Source organism: Streptomyces sp. NRRL B-24484 (assembly GCF_000717715.1).
In the GTDB taxonomy this organism is placed as follows: domain Bacteria; phylum Actinomycetota; class Actinomycetes; order Streptomycetales; family Streptomycetaceae; genus Kitasatospora.
Genome location: NZ_JOAI01000051.1, coordinates 77,466 through 100,201, shown reverse-complemented (window position 1 = coordinate 100,201; position 22,736 = coordinate 77,466). Strand labels below are relative to the sequence as shown.

17 protein-coding genes, 1 tRNA gene and 2 pseudogenes are annotated in these 22,736 nt (G+C 75.0%); 14 read left to right on the top strand and 6 right to left on the bottom strand.

All coding sequences use genetic code 11. From position 1 onward, the window contains the following. Window positions 1–25 precede the first annotated feature (25 nt). Window positions 26–1,210: an acyl-CoA dehydrogenase family protein gene (locus IE98_RS0134935; protein ID WP_030275819.1), complete on the top strand. Its 1,185-nt coding sequence runs from the start codon at window positions 26–28 to the stop codon at window positions 1,208–1,210. A gap of 30 nt (window positions 1,211–1,240) precedes the next feature. Here IE98_RS0134935 and IE98_RS0134930 read toward each other — a convergent pair. After that, window positions 1,241–1,678: pseudogene (locus IE98_RS0134930) on the bottom strand (universal stress protein); the annotation flags it as partial. A 903-nt stretch (window positions 1,679–2,581) separates the two neighbouring features. On the opposite strand from IE98_RS0134930, the gene IE98_RS48530 reads away from it, so the two are divergent. Next, a complete protein-coding gene (locus tag IE98_RS48530; protein ID WP_159401160.1) occupies window positions 2,582–3,700 on the top strand; it encodes an HAD family hydrolase in 1,119 nt (372 codons plus the stop codon). Here the strand turns inward: IE98_RS48530 and IE98_RS45375 are convergent. Continuing rightward, entirely contained in the window at window positions 3,667–4,485 is an 819-nt protein-coding gene (locus tag IE98_RS45375) for a GNAT family N-acetyltransferase (RefSeq protein ID WP_052391385.1), read from the bottom strand. The genes IE98_RS48530 and IE98_RS45375 overlap by 34 nt on opposite strands. Before the next feature lie 792 nt (window positions 4,486–5,277). On the opposite strand from IE98_RS45375, the pseudogene IE98_RS51380 reads away from it, so the two are divergent. The 4 genes and pseudogenes from IE98_RS51380 to IE98_RS0134900 form a co-directional block, all read left to right on the top strand. Next, a pseudogene (locus tag IE98_RS51380) lies at window positions 5,278–6,468 on the top strand (helix-turn-helix domain-containing protein); the annotation flags it as partial. A gap of 437 nt (window positions 6,469–6,905) precedes the next feature. Further along, complete coding sequence (orn, locus tag IE98_RS0134910) at window positions 6,906–7,508, top strand: oligoribonuclease (RefSeq protein ID WP_030275814.1); 603 nt, start codon at window positions 6,906–6,908, stop codon at window positions 7,506–7,508. A gap of 205 nt (window positions 7,509–7,713) precedes the next feature. After that, window positions 7,714–7,789 (top strand) — tRNA-His (locus IE98_RS0134905). A 129-nt stretch (window positions 7,790–7,918) separates the two neighbouring features. Next, the gene (locus IE98_RS0134900; RefSeq protein ID WP_030275813.1) at window positions 7,919–8,365 is read left to right on the top strand and encodes a YiiD C-terminal domain-containing protein; all 447 of its coding nucleotides are present in this window, start codon (window positions 7,919–7,921) and stop codon (window positions 8,363–8,365) included. A 188-nt stretch (window positions 8,366–8,553) separates the two neighbouring features. Here IE98_RS0134900 and IE98_RS0134895 read toward each other — a convergent pair whose 3' ends face one another. Then, window positions 8,554–9,624, bottom strand: coding sequence for a LacI family DNA-binding transcriptional regulator (locus tag IE98_RS0134895; protein WP_030275812.1), 1,071 nt, complete (start codon window positions 9,622–9,624; stop codon window positions 8,554–8,556). Between the two features lie 560 nt (window positions 9,625–10,184). Here IE98_RS0134895 and IE98_RS0134890 point away from each other — a divergent pair. From IE98_RS0134890 to IE98_RS49680, 5 genes are all read left to right on the top strand, one after another. After that, a complete protein-coding gene (locus IE98_RS0134890) occupies window positions 10,185–11,513 on the top strand; it encodes an ABC transporter substrate-binding protein (protein WP_030275811.1) in 1,329 nt (442 codons plus the stop codon). A 106-nt stretch (window positions 11,514–11,619) separates the two neighbouring features. Continuing rightward, complete coding sequence (locus IE98_RS0134885) at window positions 11,620–12,627, top strand: carbohydrate ABC transporter permease (RefSeq protein ID WP_030275810.1); 1,008 nt, start codon at window positions 11,620–11,622, stop codon at window positions 12,625–12,627. A 3-nt stretch (window positions 12,628–12,630) separates the two neighbouring features. Further along, complete coding sequence (locus IE98_RS0134880; protein ID WP_030275809.1) at window positions 12,631–13,509, top strand: carbohydrate ABC transporter permease; 879 nt, start codon at window positions 12,631–12,633, stop codon at window positions 13,507–13,509. Window positions 13,510–13,555: 46 nt separating this feature from the next. Next, the gene (locus IE98_RS0134875; RefSeq protein WP_030275808.1) at window positions 13,556–15,019 is read left to right on the top strand and encodes a GH1 family beta-glucosidase; all 1,464 of its coding nucleotides are present in this window, start codon (window positions 13,556–13,558) and stop codon (window positions 15,017–15,019) included. 57 nt (window positions 15,020–15,076) lie between these two features. Beyond that, entirely contained in the window at window positions 15,077–15,814 is a 738-nt protein-coding gene (locus IE98_RS49680) for a hypothetical protein (RefSeq protein WP_030275807.1), read from the top strand. A gap of 30 nt (window positions 15,815–15,844) precedes the next feature. On the opposite strand, the gene IE98_RS0134865 is transcribed toward IE98_RS49680, so the two are convergent. Next, window positions 15,845–16,744 (bottom strand): spermidine synthase, encoded by a 900-nt coding sequence (locus IE98_RS0134865; RefSeq protein WP_420706251.1) that lies wholly within the window; start codon window positions 16,742–16,744, stop codon window positions 15,845–15,847. A gap of 93 nt (window positions 16,745–16,837) precedes the next feature. Continuing rightward, the gene (locus IE98_RS51375; protein WP_052391383.1) at window positions 16,838–17,332 is read right to left on the bottom strand and encodes a hypothetical protein; all 495 of its coding nucleotides are present in this window, start codon (window positions 17,330–17,332) and stop codon (window positions 16,838–16,840) included. Window positions 17,333–17,645: 313 nt separating this feature from the next. On the opposite strand from IE98_RS51375, the gene IE98_RS49675 reads away from it, so the two are divergent. Then, window positions 17,646–19,034, top strand: coding sequence for a hypothetical protein (locus IE98_RS49675; protein ID WP_030275804.1), 1,389 nt, complete (start codon window positions 17,646–17,648; stop codon window positions 19,032–19,034). Between the two features lie 34 nt (window positions 19,035–19,068). Here the strand turns inward: IE98_RS49675 and IE98_RS0134850 are convergent, their stop codons facing one another. Further along, window positions 19,069–19,707, bottom strand: a complete 639-nt coding sequence (locus IE98_RS0134850; RefSeq protein ID WP_030275803.1) for a histidine phosphatase family protein — start codon at window positions 19,705–19,707, stop codon at window positions 19,069–19,071. A 205-nt stretch (window positions 19,708–19,912) separates the two neighbouring features. Between IE98_RS0134850 and IE98_RS0134845 the strand changes: the two genes are divergently transcribed. Further along, window positions 19,913–21,112, top strand: coding sequence for a hypothetical protein (locus tag IE98_RS0134845; protein ID WP_030275802.1), 1,200 nt, complete (start codon window positions 19,913–19,915; stop codon window positions 21,110–21,112). Window positions 21,113–21,149: 37 nt separating this feature from the next. Next, the gene (locus IE98_RS0134840) at window positions 21,150–22,733 is read left to right on the top strand and encodes a hypothetical protein (RefSeq protein ID WP_030275801.1); all 1,584 of its coding nucleotides are present in this window, start codon (window positions 21,150–21,152) and stop codon (window positions 22,731–22,733) included. Window positions 22,734–22,736 lie beyond the last annotated feature (3 nt).

The window sequence follows — 22,736 nt, the reverse complement described above, 5'->3', positions numbered from 1 at the left end:
CCGGCCGTGATCCAGGAGGATCCCCATGCTCGACCACCGGCTGAGCACCGAGTACGAAGAACTGCGGCGGACCGTCGAGGAGTTCGCGAACGACCGGGTCGCGCCGAAGATCGGCGAGTTCTACGAGCAGAACGAGTTCCCGTACGAGATCGTCCGCGAGATGGGCGAGATGGGCCTGTTCGGCCTGCCCTTCCCCGAGGAGTACGGCGGCATGGGCGGCGACTACTTCGCCCTGGGCATCGCCCTGGAGGAGCTGGCCCGGGTCGACTCCTCGGTCGCCATCACCCTGGAGGCGGCCGTCTCGCTCGGCGCCATGCCGGTGTACCGGTTCGGCACCGAGGAGCAGAAGCGCACCTGGCTGCCGAAGCTGACCTCGGGCGAGATGCTGGGTGCCTTCGGCCTCACCGAGCCCGAGGGCGGCTCGGACGCTGGCGCCACCCGCACCACGGCCCGCTACGACGAGGCGACCGACGAGTGGGTGATCAACGGCACCAAGTGCTTCATCACCAACTCCGGCACGGACATCACCGGCCTGGTCACGGTGACCGCGCTGACCGAGCCGTCCACCCGCACGGACGGGGCGGCCCTCTCGCCCACGCGGGAGATCTCGTCCATCATCGTGCCGGCCGGGACCCCCGGGTTCCAGGTCTCCAAGAAGTACTCCAAGGTCGGCTGGAACGCCTCCGACACCCGCGAGCTGTCCTTCACCGACTGCCGCGTCCCGGCGGCGAACCTGCTGGGCGAGCGCGGCCGCGGCTACGCCCAGTTCCTGCGCATCCTCGACGAGGGGCGCATCGCGATCGCGGCGCTCGCCACCGGCCTGGCCCAGGGGTGCGTCGACCAGTCCGTCGCCTACGCCGGCCAGCGGCGCGCCTTCGGGCGGCCGATCGGCGCCAACCAGGTCATCCAGTTCAAGCTGGCCGACATGGAGATGCGCGCCCACACCGCCCGGCTGGCCTGGCGCGACGCCGCCTCCCGGCTGCTGCACTCCGAGCCGTTCAAGAAGGAGGCCGCGATCGCGAAGCTGTACGCCTCGGAGGCCGCGGTGGACAACGCCCGCGAGGCCACCCAGATCCACGGCGGGTACGGCTTCATGAACGAGTTCCCGGTCGCCCGGTTCTGGCGCGACTGCAAGATCCTGGAGATCGGCGAGGGGACCTCGGAGGTCCAGCGGATGCTGATCGCGCGGGAGCTCGGGGTGACCTCCTGACCCGAGCGGGTCGACCTCCCCGGCGGTCCGTCAGGGGATGACGATCACCGGGCGGTTGGCGCGCCGCGCCAGCCGCCCGGACACCGAACCGAAGACCTTGCCGAGCAGGCCGCGGGTGCTGCCGACGACGATCGCGTCGGCGGCGTACTCGCGGCCGACCTCTTCGATCTCGTGGCAGATGTCGCCGCCGCGCTCGACCAGGATCCACGGCACGCCGGCGAGGAAGTCCGCGCAGGCCAGCTCCAGGCCGAGGATCTCCGTGCGGTGGTCCGGCAGGTCGACGAAGACCGGCGGCTCGCAGCCCGCCCAGACCGTGGCCGGCAGCCGGTTCGCCACGTGGACGATCACCAGGCCGCACTGCGACCGGCGCGCCATGCCGACCGCGTAGGCCAGCGCGCGCTCGCTCGACAGCGACCCGTCGAAGCCGACCACCACGCCGTGCTGGAACACCGGGTCGCAGGCGCGGGCCGGTTGGTCCTTCAACAGGTGCTCGCCGTCGCCCTCGGTGCGGCCCGTCACCGGACCGGGCCCTTCGCTCATCGGGCCGCCCCCGCCCGCTCCGACGCCCCGTGCGCGGCCGCCGCCCGGCACCGGGCCGCCGGGCCCCGAGACGCCCGCCGAGGGGCCGTGCAGGCCCGTCCGGCGCCGCGACAGCGGCCAGGCACGGAGGGCTGCGGCACGGGCTGCGGCGAGGGCGGCCCTGCGGGCCTGGGAACGGCCGCCGAGGGGCCCGCCGTGGACGGGCAGCGCACCGGCGCCGGCAGCGTCCGCACCGGCGGGTACGGGAGGCTCAGAACCAGCCATCGCTCACAGCTGTTCGGGAAGGACGGGCCGACGGAGCACGGGAGCGCCGCCGGGGCAGCAGGCCCACCAACGGCACCGAGCCGATCTCCGCCGAGCACCACTGAACGCGACCTGTTCCTCTCAGAGTACGACGAGCGCGGAACGCGGCCCAGCAGTCGGGCCCCGGCCGGCCGGGGTTCCCGCAAACGGACCGCGTGCACCGCGCTCTGTGCGCCCCCCGCGCACGCCGGCCGGAGGCCACCGGTCACGGAGGTTCCCAGGAGCTTGACCGAGAACCCCCGATAACGCAACAGGCCGAACACACAACGTGGTCCGACCGTCATCGAGAGACACCCCCGCGGTCGCGGCAGGGCCCGGAACGGTCGCCGGACACCGCCCCGGAGGCCGGTCGCACGGCCCTCACCAGTGCATCTGCGTCACAGGCACACCACCCGTCACAGCCTGCGCGAAACATTGCGTTCGGCCACCGGTCGGTCACCGTCCGGATCCGGCCAATCCACCTCGCGGACGGGTCGGCGATTGGCAATTGCCACGTGCATAGGTGTCGGCACTGGCAGCATGCTCGACATGCCGCTGCTCCTGTTCGACCTCGACAACACCCTGCTGCCCAGGGACGCCGCCTACCGGGCCTGGGCCCAGGACTTCCTGGCCGAACACCGCCTGCCCGCCGCCGACATCGACTGGTTCACCACCATCGACGGCAGCGGCTACGTGCCGCGCAGCACCGTACTGGGCGCCGCGAAGCGCCGCTACGGCCTCGACCACTCGATGGACCTGCTGCTCGCCCACTACCGCCGCGGCATCAACGGCCACATCCACTGCCCCGCCACCCACATCGACGCGCTGCACGCCGCCCGGGCCTCCGGCTGGACCCTCGGCATCGTCAGCAACGGCGGCACCAAGCCCCAGTCGGAGAAGATCCGCCGCACCGGCCTCGACCGCATCGTCGACGGCTGGGTGATCTCGGAGGAGGCCCGCTGTGTGAAGCCGGACCCGCTCATCTTCGAGATCGCCGCCCGCCGCTGCGGGGTCGCCCCCTCGCCCGGCTGGGAGGCCAACACCTGGATGATCGGCGACCACGGACCGGCGGACGTCGCCGGGGCCGAGGTCGCCGGGCTGCGCAGCGTCTGGCTGCACCTGGGCCGCCCGTGGGCCGAGCGGGGCTACCGCCCGACGCTGAGCGCCGCCGGGCTGCCGGAGGCCGTCGGGCTCGTCCTCGGTGCCCGCAGCGCGCCCACCGTCGACACCGTCCGCCGCGGGGCCGTCCGGCGCGCCGTGGCGCAGCAGGCCGCCGCGCGGCGGGCCGCCGGGGCGATCGGCTCCACCCCCATGGGCGCCGAGCCGGTGAACGCCGCGGCGACCGGGCAGGCGCTGCGGACCAGAGCAGCCGGCGGCACCGTCCCGGCGGTCGTGCAGCTCCCCTCGGTCGGCGGCACGACGCCGATGGGCGCCGGGCGCACCGCGGCGCAGTCGGCCGCCGTACGGCTCGGCCCCGCCGCCGCGGCCGCCCTGCACGCCTCGGCTGCCCCGCTGTCCCCCGCCGCGCACGCCGTCGCCGCCGGCGGCCCCGCGAGCGCGGGCGGTGACGCCGCGACGCCGGTGCTGACCCGCTTCGCCGCGCCGCCGGCCGTCGGACCGGTCGTGGCGGCCGGCTACACGGTCATCGACGACGGGGTCGCCGGGTAGCGCCACCAGCGCGCGACGCCGTGCTCGGCGAAGCCGAGCCGGCGGTACAGCGGTTCGCCCAGCAGGGTCGAGGTGAGGGTGGCCACCCGGTCGGGACGGGCGGCCAGGGCGGCCGCCACCACGGCCCGGCCGATACCGCGGGAGCGGTGCTCGGGCAGGGTCGCCACCGAGTAGACGCCGACGGCCGTGCCGTCGTCGTAGCTGACACAGGCCCCGGCGGGACGGTCGTCCACCCGGGCCACCCAGGTGCGGTGGCCGGGGGCCTCCAGCAGCCCGGGCGGCAGCATCGTGCCGGGGGCGAGCAGCAGCCGTGCGGGCATCGGGAAGCCGTCGACGACGACCCGCTCGGCCTCGGCGAGCTCCTCCGGGCACCGGGCCTCGCGGACCGTCAGCCGGCCCGCCGGCACCCCGCGCCGTCCGCGCGGGACGGCGGGGTCGGCGCCGCTCTCCGGCGCGGGCCCACCGCCGGGCTCACGCACCATCACTGCCTGCCCCAGGGAGGCCTCGCAGCCCTGCGGGCGCAGGTCGAGGCCCCCGTACGGATCCTCCAGGCAGAGCCGCCGGGTGCGCCACTCCCGCAGGACGCCGAGCAACTCCTGCTTCAGCGCCTCCGGTTCGTCGTACGGGCGGGTGACGACGATGCGGTGGACCTCGGCCTCGCCCTCGCAGCGGACCCCGGCGAACCGCGGTGTGCGGACGGACTCCCAGCCGTGCACCGGGGCCTGGGCCAGCCAGAATCCCGCGGCGTTGTCGTTGGCCAGTTCGAGCCGGCTGCGCGTGTCCATGGGGCAACGCTAGCGGCCGGCCGTGTCCCCCGGCGGGGGCTGCCCCGCCCTGCGCAGAAGGGCTCGCACCGGCGCACGGGCGCGTCCTGTGCGCCCTGTTTCGTACCGCCTGTTTTCGGCCAATTTCGATGTGGTGCCCGGCTGTTGGCCAAAGCCGCAGCCCAGGGCCGCCGGTGGGGGCGGCGGGTCCACAGGTGCCCGGGATCGGTCGTGCGACAACCAGCCAGCGTTGCGCCCGCCCCCTTCCCAGAGGGGTCGACGGGTGCCACGCTTCGTGATCGAATGCATCACGCCAAATTGCCATGTCGACATAGCGTCGGATGGTGAACTTGTCACAACAGCAACGGTCCACCCACTAGATTCGATCTTGGCGGGCAGTGCCGCACCACCACACCACACCACCGAGGGGGCTGGAACGCCTTGAGCAGGGTGAGCAGGAGCGACGCGGGTCCTGACGGCGGTCAGCCGCCGACCGGCCTCCCGGGCCGGTCCGCCAGAGTCGACGGGTCGGCAGCCCGCGCCGTCGCCCCGGGGCGCACACCCTCCCCGCTCACCGGTTCGCCGCTGCCCGGCCAGGCCGGCCCGCACGGCGGCACCCCGTCCGGTGGAACCGCCCTGACGTCAGGTCACCTCACCCCCTCGGCCGGATCGCCCGCCACCTCCGCACCGCACCAGGCCCACGGCTCGCACGGCTCCCCGTTCCCGTCGCACGGTCAGTTCGGCTCCGCGCAGTCGCACTTCGCCGGTGGGCCGGCCGACGGCGGCACCGCCGCCGGGCACGGCGCCCCGGCCGTGCTGTCCGCCCTGCACCATCCCGCACCCACCCGCAAGCTGTCCGGCCGGCGGCGCCGGGAGACGGTGGCCGTGCTGATCTTCGGCGGGGCGCCGATCTTCGAGAGCTCGATCCCGCTCTCGGTGTTCGGCGTGGACCGGCAGGACGCGGGCGTGCCCCGCTACCGGCTGCTGGTCTGCGCCGGCGAGGAGGGCCCGCTGGCGACCACCGGCGGACTGACGCTGACCGCCCCGTACGGCCTGGAGGCGCTGTCCCGGGCCGGCACCATCGTCGTTCCGGCCTGGCGCTCGATCTCGCAGCCGCCGCCGGTCGAGGCGATCGCGGCGCTGCGCAAGGCCCACCACGAGGGGGCCCGCATCATCGGCCTCTGCACCGGTGCCTTCGTGCTGGCCGCGGCCGGCCTGCTGGACGGCCGCCCGGCGACCACCCACTGGATGTACGCGCCGACGCTGGCCAAGCGCTACCCGCGGGTCCACGTCGACCCGCGCGAGCTGTTCGTGGACGACGGCGACGTGCTCACCTCGGCCGGCACGGCGGCCGGCATCGACCTCTGCCTGCACGTGGTGCGCACCGACCACGGCGCCGAGGCGGCCAACGCGCTGGCCCGCCGCCTGGTGGTGCCGAACCGGCGCAGCGGCGGAGGACAGGCCCAGTACATCGACCAGTCTTTACCGGAGGAGATCGGCAACGACCCGCTGGCCGAGGTGGTCACCTGGGCACTGGAGAACCTCAACCAGCAGTTCGACGTGGAGGTGCTGGCGGCCCGCGCGTACATGAGCCGGCGCACCTTCGACCGGCGGTTCCGGACGCTCACCGGCAGCGCCCCGCTGCAGTGGCTGATCACCCAGCGGGTGCTGCAGGCGCAGCGGCTGCTGGAGACCTCGGACCTCTCGGTGGACGACGTCGCCCGGCGCTGCGGTTTCCGCTCGCCGGTGGCGCTGCGCGGGCACTTCCGCCGCCAGCTGGGCGTCTCCCCCGCCGCGTACCGGACGAGCTACCGCGCCCGGCGCCCCGCTCCGGCCCCGGCGCCGGCCGGTGTCCCGGTGCAGGGCGGTCCGGCCGACCGCCTCGCCGGCGGCCCCGCGCCGCACCCGGCCGCCGCCCCGGGCCACGGTCCGCACGGCGGTCATCCGCAGCCGGCCCACCAGCCGCCGGGCGGCCCGGGCCAGGCGGTGCCGGGCGGTCCCTCCGCGGCGGCCGGCGCGGCGCCGGCCGGACCGGCGGGCGGGGTGCGGCGCAGGCCGCCCGTGGTGCCCGCACAGCCCGGTCCGGCGGCCGTGCGCCGTCCGCGGCCGGCACCGGAGCGGGTCGGCGAGCAACCCGGCCAGCGGGTCGCCGAACGGCCGGGCGCCCGGGTCGGCGACCGCACCGGGGGCCGGGCCGCCGACCGTCCGGTGGAGCACGCCGTGGCCGAGGAGACCGGCTACGACCAGCCGAGCGCCCGCGGCCAGGGGCAGGGCCACCGTGCGGAGCACACGGCCGCGGGCGGGGCCGGTCACCCGGCGCCGTCCGAGCGGCGGACCGCCGGTCCGTCGGCGGACGGCGAGGGCCCGGCGGGTGCGGCACGGCGCGACCGGGCGGCCCGGACGCTGTCCGGCTCGCGCGATCGCGCCGTAGGGTGAGTGGCGTGAATGACCGTCTGGTGTGGATCGACTGTGAGATGACCGGCCTCGACCTCGACAGGGACGCCCTGATCGAGGTCGCGGCGCTGGTGACCGACTCCGAGCTGAACGTCCTGGGCGAGGGCGTGGACGTGGTGATCCGTCCGCCCGCGGCGGCGCTGGAGACCATGCCGGACGTCGTGCGCGCGATGCACACGGCGTCCGGGCTGCTCGACGAGCTGGCGGACGGGGTGACCCTGGCGGAGGCCGAGGAGCTGGTGCTGGGTTACATCCGGGAGCACGCCCCGGAGGCCGGCAAGACGCCGCTCTGCGGCAACTCGGTGGCGACCGACCGCGGCTTCCTCTCGCGGGACATGCCCGCGCTGGAGGGCCACCTGCACTACCGGATCGTGGACGTGTCCTCGATCAAGGAGCTGTCGCGCCGCTGGTACCCGCGGGCGTACTACAACAGCCCACAGAAGGGCGGCAGCCACCGCGCGCTCGCCGACATCCGCGAGAGCATCGCCGAACTCCAGTACTACCGCGAGGCGGTGTTCGTCCCGCAGCCCGGCCCGGACGGGGACGCGGCGCGGGAGATCGCGGCGAAGTACCAGCGGCCCGTCGACTGACCGCCCGCACGGCGGGGCACCGGGCGGGCCGAGCCGTCCGCCGGGTGCCGCGCCGCCGCGCCCGGGCCCGGGCCGGACGGCGGGCCGCCGCGCACCGGCTCCCACCAGAGCATCAGTGCGGGCACCCGGTTCGAAACCCTGGCGCGAGCACCCTTCCGGATCCTGTAGAGTTCTTCCTGTCGGAGCGGGAACGCCCCGAATGATGGTGGGTGTAGCTCAGTTGGTAGAGCACCTGGTTGTGGTCCAGGTGGCCGCGGGTTCGAGTCCCGTCACTCACCCCACGAGCCGGATGGCCCGATCTCCTCACGAGATCGGGCCATCCGGCGTTTTCGCGCACGGGGCGACACGGAAGAGTCTGCGGCCCGGGACACCCCTCCCCAGCGAAGCTACCGACAAGTAACATAACCGCCATGACCACACCCTCGATCGGGCAGCTGCTCGACTCCACCGTCCCGATGGCCCGCACGCTCAAGCTGGAGTACCTGGAGACGACCCCCGAGCGGGCCGTGCTCCGGCTGCCGGACCAGCCCGCGTTCCACAACCACGTGGCGGGCCCGCACGCGGGCGCCATGTTCACGCTGGCCGAATCGGCGAGCGGCTGCATCGTGCTGGCCGCCTTCTCCGACCAGCTGTCGCGGGCCGTGCCGCTCGCGGTGAAGGCCGAGATCGCCTACAAGAAGCTCGCCATGGGCGAGGTGACCGCCACCGCCACCCTCGGCCGCACGATCGAGGAGGTCGTCGCGGAGCTGGACGCGGGCGAGCGGCCCGAGTTCCCGGTCACCGTGGAGATCACCCGCGCCGACGGCGCCGTGACCGGCGTGATGACCATCACCTGGACGCTCCGCCCCAACGCCTGAGCCCCCGGCAGCCCGGCCGCACGCCCGGGCAGCACCGGCCGCCCGGCCACCGCCCCGACCCCCTGCGGGTCCGGACGGCGGACCAGGGCGGCCCCGGCCGTTCCGGGCCCGTCGGGGACCGGGCCCGCCGGGGGCCGGGCCCGCCGGGGGCCCGGGACGGCGCCGCGGCCCCGCCGGCCCCGCCGGCCTCAGGCCGAGTCCCGCACCACCAGCTCGGTGGCCAGCACCACCTGACGCCGTGCGCGGCCGCGTTCGGAGATCTCGTCGAGCAGCAGCCGGGCCATCGTCCGGCCCATCTCCTCGATCGGCTGCCGGACGCTCGTCATCGGCGGGTCGGTGTGCCGGGCCACGATCGAGTCGTCGAAGCCGATCACCGCGACCTGGTCGGGCACCCGGCGGCCCGCCGCCCGCAGCACCTGCATCGCACCCGCGGCCATCAGGTCCGAGGCGCAGAACACGCCGTCCAGGTCGGGCCGACGCTCCAGCAGCTCACGCATCGCCAGCCGACCGCCCTCCTCGGTGAAGTCGGCGAGCCCGACGAGTTCCTCGTCGTAGGGCCGGCCCGCCTGCTCCAGGGCCCGGCGGTAGCCGCCGAGTCGGGCCTGGGCGACCTCCATGTCCAGCGGGCCGGTGATGGTGGCCACCTCGCGGCAGCCGCGGCGCAGCAGGTGCCGGACGGCCATCCGGGCGCCGCCCGCGTTGTCGGCGTGCACGTAGCTCAGCGGCTCCAGGTCGCCGCGGCGGCCGGCCAGCACGGAGGGGATCTCCAGGCTCTCCAGGAGGCTCGGCAGCGGGTCGTCCTGATGCACGGAGACGAGGAGTACGCCGTCCACCCGCTGCGCGGTCAGATAGGCCGAAAGCCGCTCCCGTTCGCGCTGGTTGCGGACGAGGATCAGCAGCAGCTGCATGTCGGTCTCGGCGAGCTCCGCCGAGACGCCGCTGATGATGTCGGAGAAGTAGGGCTCGGAGAAGAGCCGGGTCTCCGCCTCGGGCACCACCAGGGCGACCGAGTCGGTCCGTGAGGTGACCAGGGTGCGGGCGGCCCGGTTGGGCACGTAGCCGAGTTCGGCGATGGCGGCCTGGACGGCCTCGCGGGCCTTGTCGCTCACCCGGGGCGATCCGTTGATCACCCGGGACACCGTGCCGCGCCCGACCCCGGCCAGCGCGGCCACCTCCTCCAGCGTGGGGCGCGCGGAGCTCCTGCCGCCCGCCCCGGCGCCGCCCAGGGGCCCTGCGGGGGGCTGTGCGGTCTGGCTCATCGCTCACCTCTTGGAAAGTCCTCATGGCGCCTTGCGGGCCGATTGCTGCTCATTGTGGCCGTTTTCGGCCGCCGGGGAACCCGCGGTACGACCCCGCCCGCCCCGACCGGGCCCGCCGGCCGGTCCGACCGGTGTGCGGGGCCCTGTGCCCGACCGTACGCGGAGGTCCGCGCCGGCCGGAGACCGGTGTCGCCAGGACACCGTTTCGCGACTCCCAGGACACGCTCCGGCAACGGATACGACGTCAGCCCTTGACACCCGACCCCGCGACGAAGGAACCTTCCGGCATGCGCTGTGGGAGCGCTCCCACACTCTAGTGGCGAATCGCCCCCGGCAACAGCGCCCCGGCGGCGGTCCGGCGGACACGTCCGACGGACCACCGGCACCGGTCTCCCCCGGTCGGCACCACCGCGACCGGCACGCACACCCCGGCGACGCCCGGGACACCCGAAGCACCCGGGCGACACCCCGGCAACAGCACCGCACCACCTTCCCGAGCCGCACCGCACCACCCATCGCGCAGCACCACCCGATGCCCCACCCGGAACAAGGAGAACGCCATGCGCACCACTTCCCGCCCCCGCAGAGCGGCCGTCCTGGCCACCGCCGTCATCGCCTCCTCCGCGCTGCTGCTCACCGCGTGCAGCAGCAGCGGCGACAAGGGCGGGTCGGACGGCGCCTCGTCGGCCGCGGGCGAGAAGGTCACCCTGACCGTCGGCGACTTCGGCACCTTCGGCTACAAGGAGGCCGGCCTGTACGACGCGTACATGGCCGCCCACCCGAACATCACCATCAAGGCGGACACCACCCAGGACGGCCAGAAGTACTGGGACGCGCTGACCACGCACCTCGCCTCGGGCAGCGGCCTCTCCGACATCCAGGCCGTCGAGGTGGGCTACATCGCGCAGGCCACCGGCACCCTCGGCGACAAGTTCACCGACCTCTCCAAGACCGACGGCGTCAACGCGGGCGCCTGGCTGCCGTGGAAGTCGAAGCAGGCCACCACCGCCAAGGGCTCGCTGATCGGCCTCGGCACCGACATCGGCCCGATGGCCGTCTGCTACCGCAAGGACCTCTTCCAGCAGGCCGGCCTGCCGACCGACCGCACCGAGGTCGCCAAGCTGTGGGCGGGCGACTGGTCGAAGTTCGTCGACGCCGGCAAGCATTACCAGGCCACGGCCCCGGCCGGCACCTTCTTCACCGACTCGGCGAGCGGCCTGTTCAACGCCGCGCTCTCGGCCGAGACCCAGCAGTACTCGGACGACTCCGGCAAGCTCGTCTACAAGGACAGCGCGGGCGTCAAGAAGGCCTGGAACGTGGCCGTCAGCGCCTCGCAGGCGAAGATCAGCGCCGGTCTGCGCCAGTTCCAGGACAACTGGAACTCCGCGTTCGCCAACGCCAAGTTCGCCACCGTGGTCTGCCCGTCCTGGATGACCGGCATCATCAGCAAGTACTCCGGCGACTCCGGCAAGGGCAAGTGGGACATCGCCGCCCCGCCGGTCGCCTCCAACTGGGGCGGCGCCTTCCTGACCGTCCCGAAGGCCGGCAAGCACCAGAAGGAGGCCGCGGCCCTCGCCGCCTGGCTGACCGCGCCGGAGCAGCAGGCCAAGGTCTTCACCAAGGTCGGCAACCTGCCCTCGACCACGGCCGGCCTGGAGCTGCCCGCCGTCCAGAGCGCGAAGCTCGACTACTTCGGCGACACCCCGACCGGCCAGATCTTCGCCTCCACCGCGAAGAGCATCCAGCCCGCCCCGATCGGCGAGCAGGACGGCACCGTCAAGACGATCATCACCGACAACGGCATCCTCGACATCGAGGAGCACGGCACCGACCCGGCCAAGGCCTGGACGAACGTCGTGAAGCTGGTCGACGACAAGGTCAACGGCTGACCCACCCGGACCGGCCACCCGCCGGTCCGCCCCGCCCGGCCGGGCCCCGCGCCCGGCCGGGCGCCCGCACCACCGCCGACAGCCACTCCCGGGAAGGACCTACCCAGTGGCCACCTCCATCCGAGCCGCGGCCGAGGACGGCTCGGCGCCGACCACCGCACCCGACGGCCCCCGCACCCCGGCCGCCCCGCAGCGCTCCGCCTGGCGCTCGCGCCTCTACCGCTTCGACCTCAAGGCGTCGCCGTACGCGTACATCGCGCCGTTCTTCCTCTGCTTCGCCGCGTTCGGCCTGTTCCCGCTGATCTGGACGGGCTGGCTCTCGCTGCACCGCGTCGACCTGCTCAACCAGGACGTCATGGACTGGCGCGGCGTCGACAACTACACCCGGCTCTGGGAGACCGACCAGTTCTGGACGGCCCTGTGGAACACCTTCACCATCGGGGTGCTCTCCACCGTCCCGCAGCTGCTGATGGCCCTGGGCCTGGCCCACCTGCTGAACTACCGGATGCGCGGCCGCGGCTTCCTGCGGGTGGCCGTCCTCGCCCCGTACGCGACCTCGATCGCCGCGGCGACGCTGGTCTTCGTCCAGCTTTTCAACCCCGACTACGGGATGATCAACTGGCTGCTGTCCATGGTGGGGGTCGACCGCACCGACTGGTACTCGGAGAGCTGGCCGTCCCAGATCGCCATCGCCACCATCGTCACCTGGCGGTGGACGGGCTACAACGCGCTGATCTACCTGGCCGCGATGCAGGCCGTGCCGAAGGACCTCTACGAGGCCGCGAGCCTGGACGGCGCCTCGCGCTGGCAGCAGTTCACCAAGGTCACGATCCCCTCGATCCGCCCCACCATCCTGTTCACGATCATCGTGTCGACGATCGGCGCCACCCAGCTCTTCGGTGAGCCGCTGCTCTTCGGCGGCGGTGTCGGCGTCAGCGGCGGCTCCGCCCACCAGTACCAGACCCTCGGCCTCTACATGTACGAGCTGGGCTGGCCCAGCCGTCAGTTGGGCCGGGCCTCGGCGGTGGCCTGGACGATGCTGCTGATCCTGCTGCTGATCGGTGCGGTCCAGACCCTGATCGCCCGCCGCAACCGCACCAAGCTGGGAGGCTGAACCATGGCCGTCATCTCCACCGCCCCGCTGCGCCGGCGGCTGCGCCCCGGCGCCGGCGACCAGGACAAGGCCGGCCCGCTGACGTACGCGGTCCTCGCGATCGCCGCCGTGGTCTCGCTCTTCCCGCTGTACTGGACGTTCGTCGCCGCCAGCAACACCGGCGAGCGGGTGGCCCAGTCGCCGCCGCCGATGCTGCCCAGCGGCGAGCTCTGGACCAACATCACCACCGCCTGGAACCAGGCGGACATGGGCAAGGCGCTGCTGAACTCCACCGTCGTCGCGGGCTGCGTCTCGCTCTCCACGGTGCTGTTCTCCACCCTCGCCGGCTTCGCCTTCGCCAAGCTGCAGTTCCGCGGCCGCAACGCGCTGCTGACCCTGGTCGTCGCCACCATGACCATCCCGCCGCAGCTCAGCGTGATCCCGCTGTACCGGATCATCACCGACCTGAACTGGGGCAACCAGCTCAAGGCCGTGATCCTGCCCTCGCTGGTGGCCGCGTTCGGTGTCTTCTTCATGCGGCAGTTCCTGCTGGAGGCGCTCCCGCTGGAGCTGATCGAGGCCGCCCGGGTGGACGGCGCGCACAGTCTGCGGATCATCTGGCACGTCGTGCTGCCGATCGCGCGCCCTGCGATGGCCGTGCTGGGCATGCTGGTGTTCGTGCAGTCCTGGAACGACTTCTTCTGGCCCTTCGTCGTCCTGACCCAGCAGAACCCGACCGTCCAGGTCGCGCTGTCCTCCATCGGCGGCGGCAGCGGCCACGACATCAACCAGGCGGTGATCATGACCGGCGCACTGGTGGGGACCCTGCCCCTGCTGCTGATCTTCGCCGTCCTGGGCAAGCACATCGTCGGCGGCATCACGGCCGGCGCGGTGAAGAGCTGACCCGCCGTCCATCCCGTCCCACACCTGACTATGGGAGCGCTCCCGTATGACCGTCACCGATCCGCACACCCCGGCCGACCTCGCGGCCGAGGACCGAGCCGGCGCCTTCCCGCCGGGCTTCGCCTGGGGTGCGGCCACCGCCGCCTACCAGATCGAGGGCGCCGCAGCCGAGGACGGCCGCACCCCCTCGATCTGGGACACCTTCAGCCACACCCCCGGCAAGGTCGCCAACGGCGACACCGGCGACACCGCGGTCGACCACTACCACCGCTTCCGCGAGGACGTCCGGATGATGGCCGACCTCGGCCTCACCGCCTACCGCTTCTCGCTCTCCTGGCCCCGGATCCAGCCCACCGGCCGCGGCCCCGCCGTCGAGCGCGGCCTGGACTTCTACCGGGCCCTCGCCGACGAACTGCTCGACCACGGCATCACCCCGGTCGCCACGCTCTACCACTGGGACCTCCCCCAGGAGCTGGAGGACGCCGGCGGCTGGCCGCACCGCGAGACCGCGTACCGCTTCGCCGAGTACGCCGGCATCGCCGCCGAGGCCCTCGGCGACCGGATCGGGACCTGGACCACCCTCAACGAGCCCTGGTGCAGCGCCTTCCTCGGCTACGCCTCCGGCGTGCACGCCCCCGGCCGCACCGACCCGGGCGACTCGCTGCGCGCCGCCCACCACCTCAACCTGGGCCACGGCCTCGCCGTCGGCGCCCTGCGCGCCGCGCTGCCCGCCTCCGCCCAGCTGGCCGTCTCGCTCAACCTGCACGCGGTGCGGCCGCACAGCGCGCACCCCGGCGACCTGGAGGCGGCCCGCCGGATCGAGGCGGTCGGCAACCGGATCTGGACCAGCCCGATGTTCAAGGGCCGGTACGACGAGGACCTGCTCGCCGACACCGCCCACCTGGTCGACTGGGACACCCTGGTGCAGCCCGGCGACCTCGCCGAGATCTCCCGCCCGATCGACCTGCTCGGCCTGAACTACTACAACCCGACGCTGGTCTCCTCGGTCGAGAACGCGAAGAACCTGCCGCGCCACGACGGCCACGGCGAGAGCCCCTCCTCGCCCTGGCCGGGCGCCGACGAGGTCGCCTTCCACCTCGCGCCCGGCGAGGTCACCGCGATGAACTGGCCGATCGACCCGACCGGGCTGTCCGACTCGCTGGTCGCCCTGCACCGCGAATTCGGCCTGCCGCTGATGGTCACCGAGAACGGCGCCGCCTTCGAGGACGAGGTCTCCCCCGACGGCAGCGTCCACGACCCGGAGCGGGCCGCCTACGTGAAGGGCCACCTGGGCGCCGTCTCCGACGCGATCGCCGCCGGCGCCGACGTCCGCGGCTACTTCCTGTGGTCGCTGCTCGACAACTTCGAGTGGGCGTACGGCTACGAGAAGCGCTTCGGCATCGTCCACGTCGACTACGACACCCTGGTGCGCACGCCCAAGACCAGCGCCCGCTGGTACTCCGAGGCGATCCGCACCGGCCGCCTGGACCACGGGATCCCGCCGCGGTGATGACGGTGCGTCACCGCGCCGCGTGACTCCGACCGGGTTCGCTCGTTCTCCTCTCACGTGCGACACCGTCACGCGGCACCACCGCGGCCCGACCGCCCGCGCGGCGGACCTCCCCGCCGGGACGTCCTCCGGCGGGCCGGGAAGCTGGCGGCCGGCGGCGCGCTCCTCGCCCAGCTGTGGGGGTTTGGGCCAGGAGTCCGCGCCGCCGGTGCCGCCGAAGGGCCGGGGCCCGACCTGATCGACCGGGTCGGCGCCCCGGCCCTCCTCCACCGCCTCGGCGGGGACACCGTCCCCGCCGTCGAGCAGCGGACCGGACCGGTCGAGGAGGTGCTCCGGGACCGGATCAGGGTGGACGGCCTGCCCCTGCCGGGACAGGTCGCCGCCGTGCCCGACGCCTTCGCCATCGCCGCCGGTCTGCTCCCCGCCGTCTCCCCGCCACCGCGGGGGGACGGCGGTGCCGTTCCCGCCCCCGCCACGGACGCCTCCGCCGCCCCGGTCTCCCCGGCGCCTGCGGCTGCCGCTCCCGCCGGGGCCTCCCCCGCCGACGGGTCCGCCGCGGCCCCCCGGCCGACCCGGCCTCCCGGAACGGCCGTCCGACCGGCGGCCGACGCCCGCGGGGCCTCCGCCGAGCGGCAGCGGCCCCGGCCCGCCGCGGCCGGGGACGCCTTCGGTGCCGCGCCGACCGTCCGGGCCGAGGGCGCGGACGCCGTCGCCGTGGCCGTCCCGATCCTGGCCGGCCTGCTGCTCACCGCCCTCGCCACGTACAAGCACCGCGGCCTGCCCAGCGGCCACTGACCGCGTCCGGGACGCCGCGCGGGCCCCGGGTCAGTGGAAGACGCCCGGCGGGGGCGCCGGGGAGGGGACGGCCGAGGCGTCCGTCACCGCGGCGGCTCCGGCGGTGAAGTCGGCCAGGGCACGGCCGTGTTCGACCCGGCCGAGCGCCGCGTCCGAGGCGACCTTGCGGCCGAGCTCCTCCAGCGGCAGCGGCGCGGCCCCGGCCACCAGGACCAGGTTCCCGAACCGGCGCCCGCGCAGCACCGCCGGATCCGCCACCAGGCAGACCTCCGGGAACACCGCGAGCAGGGTGGCGGTCTGCGACCTGGCGAAGGCCAGTGACGAACCGTCGGTGATGTTCACCACCAGCCGCCCGCCGGGGGCGAGCGCCCGCGCAGCCAGTCCGGCGAACTCCGCGGTGGCGCAGTGCGCCGGCACCCGGGCGCCGGAGAAGACGTCGGCGACGACCAGATCGGCGCCGCCCTCCGGGGCGCGCTCCAGCACCGTCCGGGCGTCCGCCCCGCGCACCTTGATCTGCCAGCCGCGCTCCAGCGGCAGTTCGGTGCGGACGAGCTCGGTCAGCGCGGTGTCGATCTCGGCGACCTGCTGCCGGGAGCGCGGGCGGGTCACCGCCACGTAGCGGGGCAGGGTGAGGGCGCCGCCGCCCAGGTGCAGGGCGGTGATCGGGCGGCCGGGCGAGGCGGCGAGGTCGATCAGGTGGCCGATCCGGCGCTGGTACTCGAAGCCGAGGTGGGTGGGGTCGGCCAGGTCGACCAGGGACTGCGGGGCGCCGTCCAGCAGCAGCTGCCAGGCCCGCGGCCGGTCCCGGTCGGGCCGCAGCTCGGCCGTCCCGGAGTCCACCCGTACGGTCAACGGCCCCTGCCGGTGGCTCCGCCCGTCCGCCGCCGTCATCTCGGGCACCGCCTCGGCCCTGCCCCTGCCACGTCCCATGCCCCCGATTATCCAGGGCCCCGATCGTCCAGGGGCGCGGGACAGGGCGGTGCACCACGAGGGGCGCCCGGGCTCCGGGCCGGGCAGCGAGGCTCAGAAGGGGCCGAGGCCGCCGGCGGTGAGGGTGCCGGCGGCCTCGCAGAGGGCGGACCGCAGCACCCAGGCGTCCGTGGGCCGGGCCAGCGCCTGCGGTCCCGCGGGGGCCATGATCCACCGGGGGTCGGTGGCCGGCAGCAGGACGGCGCCGGGGCTGCAGGAGCTGCCGGGCAGGTGCCAGCCGCGGGCCGTCCCGGCCGGGACGAGGAAGGAGACGGCGGCGCCGCCGCGGCTCTGCAGCACCGCGCCGCAGGCCCCGCGGAGCCGGAGGATGTCGACGGTCTCCAGTCCGTGCCGCACTGAGACGGTGACGGTGTCGTAGCCGACCCCGACCGCTCCCGCCGCGGCCGCCTGCCCGGCCCGGGAGCCCGTGGTGCCGCCCCCGCCGGCCGACCGGGTGCCGTCCGCGCCCTCCGGCAGCAGGGCCGGGGCCACTCCCGCGGGCAGCCCGGGGGCGCTCGGCCGGCGGTACTGCGGTGCTCGGGCGGCCATTGGGGACCTCCTGTCGTCAGGTCGGAAGCCCGGGCCCGCTCGTGTGGGGGACGGGGTGCGGGGCGTCCACGTAACAGGACAACGCGGGGAGGGCACGCAAGGCCACGGGCGCGTCTACAGCAAGACATGGCATTTCATGGCAGAACCCGGCAGCTCCGTGCCGTTTGCCCGGGTTTGCCCCGGACGGTTCCGCTCACCCGCCGCAGCCGACCGGTGACTGCCGGTACTGTCGTGGCGGCACCGGGCGGTCCCCACCGGCCCCGGGCGCGGCATTCGCCGCGGCGCCACCCTGCACGACTCTCGGAGCGCAGCCATGGCAGCCAGGAGTCCCGGCGGGCCACGACCCGAGCCGACCGTCCCCAACTCCGTGATGCGCGACCTGCGCGGCGACCTCTCCCCCGGGGAGTTCGCCACCGCGGTGCGCCGGGCGGCGCGGGAGATCGGCGAGCACGTGTCCTGCGACGCGCGCTACGTCGGCCGGGTCGAGTCGGGTGAGATCCGCTGCCCCAACTACGCCTACGAGCGGGTGTTCCGGCACATGTGGCCGGGCCGGTCGCTGGCCGACCTGGGCTTCGTGCCGCGGACGTCCGTCCGCGACCGCCCGGCGGAGGCCGCGGTGCCGGCCGTGCCCGCTCCCGGCGATCCGCACCACTGCGACGAGGAGAACGACGACGTGCACCGCCGTACGTTCCTGACCGGCGGCCCGACCGCCCTGGCGGCCGCGCTCGGCCTGGACGGCACGGCCCCGGCCGCCGCCTTCGCCGGGCCGCCCACGCTGCCCGTACCGGCGCCCCGCCGGGTGGGTGCGGCCGAGATCGAGGGGGTCGAGCGGGCCGTCCGGGAGATCCGGCTGCTGGACGACGCACAGGGCGCGGACGCCCTGTTCGAGCGGGCCGGGCAGTCCCTGCGCAGCGCGTACGTGCTGCTGAACGAGGGGCTGTACTCGGCCTCGGCGGAGCGCCGGCTGCAGTCGGGCGCCGGTGAACTGGCGATCTCGGTGGGCTGGTTGGCGCACGACTCGAACCGGCTCGCGGACGCCAGGTCGTTCTACTCGGAGGCGCTGGCGACCGCCCGGATGGCGGGGGACGCCGCACTGGAGGCGCACGTCTTCTGCAACAGCGCCTTCCTGGCCCGGGACGCCGGGCGGCCACGGGAGGCGCTGCGGGCGGCGCAGGCGGGGCAGTCGGCGGCGTGCGGGCTCGGCTCGGACCGCCTGCTGGCGCTGCTGGCGCTGCGCGAGGCGGGCGGGTGGGCGGTGCTGAGGGACCGTCCGTCCTGCGAGCGGGCCCTGGCGCGGGCGTCGGCGCTGTTCGACCGGGGGACGTCGGAGGCGGACCCGGAGTGGATGTCGTTCTTCGGCGAGGCGGAGCTGGCCGGGCTGCAGGCCCAGTGCTGGTCGGCGCTGGGCGAGTGGGAGCTCGCGGGGCGGCAGGCGGAGCTGGCGATGGCCCTGCAGGAGCCGCAGTTCGTCCGCAACCGGGCGCTGTACACGGCGGAGCTGGCGCACGACCGGCTGGGCCTGGGCGACGTGGCGGGGGCGGCGGAGCACGGTTCGGCGGCGGTGGTGCTTCTCGACGGTGTCCGGTCGGCGCGGATCCGGGCGATGCTCGCGGGCACCGCCGGGCGGCTGCGCGGGCACGGTGCGGTGCCGGAGGTGGCGGAGTTCCTCGCCGCGTACGACGGTGCGGTGGGGGCGGCCTGACGGTCCGTGCGGGACGGACCGCCAGGTGCGGCCGTCACTCGAGGTGGCTGTGGTCGTTCCAGATCTCGACGGCGGGCAGGCCGTACTCCCAGGAGAGCACCGAGAGGGCGGCGGTGCCGAGCTTGAAGCGCTGGGCGTTCTCGGGCGCCAGGCCGAGCCACCGTGCGGTGAGGATGCGCAGCAGGTGGCCGTGGGCGAAGAGCACCACGTCGCAGTCGGCGGCGTGCATGGTGGTGGTCTCGGGGTGCGGGACGCCGTGGGTGCCGCGGAGTTCGTCGAGGAGGCCGTCGACCCGGGCGGCGACCTCGGAGAGCTTCTCGCCGCCGGGCACGCCGTCGCGCCAGATCAGCCAGCCGGGCTGGTCGGTCTCGCGGATGTCGTGGCCGGTCCGGCCCTCGTACTGGCCGTAGTCCCACTCCAGGAGCTCCGGGCGGTCGACGGCGCGCTCGCCGAATCCGGCGAGTTCGGCGGTGTCGCGGGCGCGGGAGAGCGGGCTGGTGTAGACGACGGCGTCGGTGAGGCCGTTCCAGGGGGCGCGGGCGAGCCGCTCGCCGAGGGCGCGCGCCATCGCGCGGCCCTCCTCGGTGAGGGGCACGTCGGTGCGGCCGGTGTGTTGGCCGGTGACCGACCATGCGGTCTCGCCGTGGCGGACGAGCACGATGCGGGCGGGCATGGGGGGACTCCTCGCAGCAGGGTTCGCGGCGGCCTGCTCGCCATTGAGGGCCGGGTCACCATGATCCCGCACCCCGCGGCCGCCCGCCGGTGGGGGCCGTTCTGTCGCCCGCTCGCGGCGGGGCCGGTCCAGGGCCCGGCCGAGGCAGCCGATCCGGAGGTCCCGCCCCCGATTGTCGGTGGCGGATGCAACACTGGGCCGCACCATGAACGTCTCGCTCCTGGGGCAGTCAGAGCCGCTCGCGCAGCGGCTCTCCGAGCTGCGCGGCCGGGCGCCGCAGCGCAGTCTCGACGCCCGCGCCCTCGCCGCGCTCGCCGCCAATCCGGGCTGCCGCCGCCGCTCGCTGCTGGACGCCGCCGGCGTCGACAAGGGCGCCGTCGCCCGGCAGTTGGGCCGCCCGGCCCCGTTCGGCCAGTCCCCCTTCGCGCTCGCCCGCGGCAACGTCTTCGAGGCCCGGCTGAAGGACGACGGCTACGCGGCCCTGCTCGAACCGCTCCGCCGCCACCTCGGCCTGCCGGCGGAGGGCGCCGCCCCGCTCGCCGTGCCGGACCTGCTGCGCCGCTCCTCGCCGGCCGTCCGCGCCGAGCGCACCCGGGAGGCGCTGGCCGAGGCGGCCGCCGACCCCTCGGGGTGGACGCTGCTGGACCACCCGATGCTCCGGCTGACGGTGGCCGGCAGCCCGGCCCACCTGGAGCCGGACGCGGTGCTGGTGCACGGCGGCCGCTGCACGGTGGTGGAGATCAAGTCCTTCCCGGTGCTGGACGGCTCCGCGGACCCGGCGAAGGTCGGCGCGGCGGCCCGCCAGGCGGCGGTGTACGTGCTGGCGCTGCAGGAGACGGCGGCGGCGCTGGCCGGGGTGCCGGTCGAGCAGGATCCGTACCGCGCCCAGGAGCTGCCGGGCAGCCCGTCGACCACGGTGCTGCTGGTCTGCCCGAAGGACTTCTCCAACCGGCCGACCGCGGCCGCGGTGGACGTCCGCCGCGAGCTCTCCACCACCCGCCGCCAGCTGTCCCGGATGACCGGCATCGGGCAGTTGGTGTCCGCCCTGCCCGAGGGCACCAGCTTCGACCTGGTGCCGGACGAGGGCGGTGCGCCGACCCGGCCGGCCGAGGAGCTGGCGGCCGCGGTGGGCTCCGTCCCGGCCGCGTACAGCCCGGACTGCCTCTCCACCTGCGAGCTGGCGTTCCACTGCCGGGCCCAGGCGCGCTGCTCGGACGCGGTCGACCAGCTGGGCCGCGGGGTGCGCGGCGAGCTGGGCTCGATCCGCACCGTCGGTGCGGCGCTGGAGGCCGCCCGGGCCGAGCCGGGCGGCGGCCCGGAGGACGCGGAGGCCGACGAGGCCGCCGCCCGGCTGCGGTACGCCGCCGCGCTGCGCGCCGAGGCGCTCGGACAGGTGGTCCGGTGAGCCCCTCGGGCCGTGCGATCCGCCGGCGGTGGGCCCGGTGAGCCTGCTCTCCACGCTGGCCCGGCTGCAGGCCGTCCGCAGCGGGCGCGCCGAGCCGCTGGCCACGGTGCGCCACCGGCACGTGTCGGAGCGTCCGATGGTCGTGGTGCCGCTGGCCGCGGCGGGCGAGGCCGGTGCGCCGCTGGCGGTGATGCTGGGCACCGACCGGGAGGCGCCGCGGCTGCACATCGTGCCGCAGCCGCTCAACCGCGACCAGCGCTTCGACTTCCTGGCCCGCTTCGGCGCGGACCTGCTGCCGTACCTGGAGTCCTTCGCCGACGAGGTGGAGCACGTCGAGGGCACCGAGCGGGACACCGAGACGGGTGAGAAGAATCCGGTGGTGCGGGAGCTGTGCGCCGACGCGCCGCAGCTGATCGTGCCGAACACCGGCTCGGTGCGGCACCTGGCGCTGATCGGCCGCTCCACCCGCTTCCGCCGCACCGCGGAGGACGTCGATCCGGGCCCCTACCCGGCGCCGACCCAGGTGCCGCTGCTGGGCCGCTGGCTGACCCACTTCACCGACCGGGCGCAGGTGCCCGGCTCCAGCCTGCTGCTGCCGATGACGGCCCTGCTGTCCCGGCACTGGGCGACCGGGCAGAGCCACCTGGAGGACCAGCACCTGGCCGCCCTGCTGGCCTGGCACCTGCCGCCGGCCGGGCTGACCGGCGCGGAGGCCGCCGAGCGGGCCGAGAGCGAGCGCGACGTGCACGGGCAGCTGCTGCGCCCGCCGGCCGGCCCGGCCACCGACCCCAAGTTCGACGAGCTGGTGCTGGCGCCGGCGATCGTGCGGCACGACGCGGCGCTGGCCGCGGCCCGGACGGCCGCCCCCGCGGACGCGGCCCGGGCGGAGCTGGTGGTCAAGCGGGCCGGGGAGCAGTTGCACGGCGTGCTGGAGCAGGTGCTGCTGCCCACCTGGGCGGACGTCTGGCAGGGCATCGACCTGCTGCGGGCGCTGCCGGAGGGCGGGCACGTCGCGGAGCGCTGGGAGGGCGACCGCTGGTCGTTCACCGGCCACCGGGACCGGCTGGCCGCCGGCGAGCCGCCGCAGCCCAGGCAGGACGACGCGGTGACGGCCGCCCGCAAGCTGGCGCAGCGCGAGCGCGAGCAGGTCCGGCTGGAGGTGCAGGAGGCGCTGGACGACCCGCTGGCGATGGCCGAGCACCGGCTGGCCGGCGAGGCCTTCGCGGGCGAGGTGGTCGCGGTGGTGCCGGAGTACGACACCTCGGGCCGGTCGGCGAAACCGCGGCCGCTGCTGGTGGTGCACACCGCGGACCGTCCGCACGCGGACGCCGGACGGGAGGTGCACCGGGTCGGTGCGGCGACGCCGCAGCGCGGGGTGGTCGCCGGCTTCGACCCGGAGGCGGGCACCGTCACGGTGCGGGTGGTGTCCGGGATGGGTCGGCGCAAGGAGCCGGAGCCGGGCAGCCTGCCGGAGGTCGGCGAGCGGGTGGTGTTCACGCTCTTCGAGTTGACGTCCCGCCAGTCGGCGCCGCTGCCGGAGCCGGAGGACACCCCGTGGACGCACGGCGGCCCGCCGGGCGCCGCCCCGATGTCGGCGAACAGTACGGAAGAGTGGGAATGACCG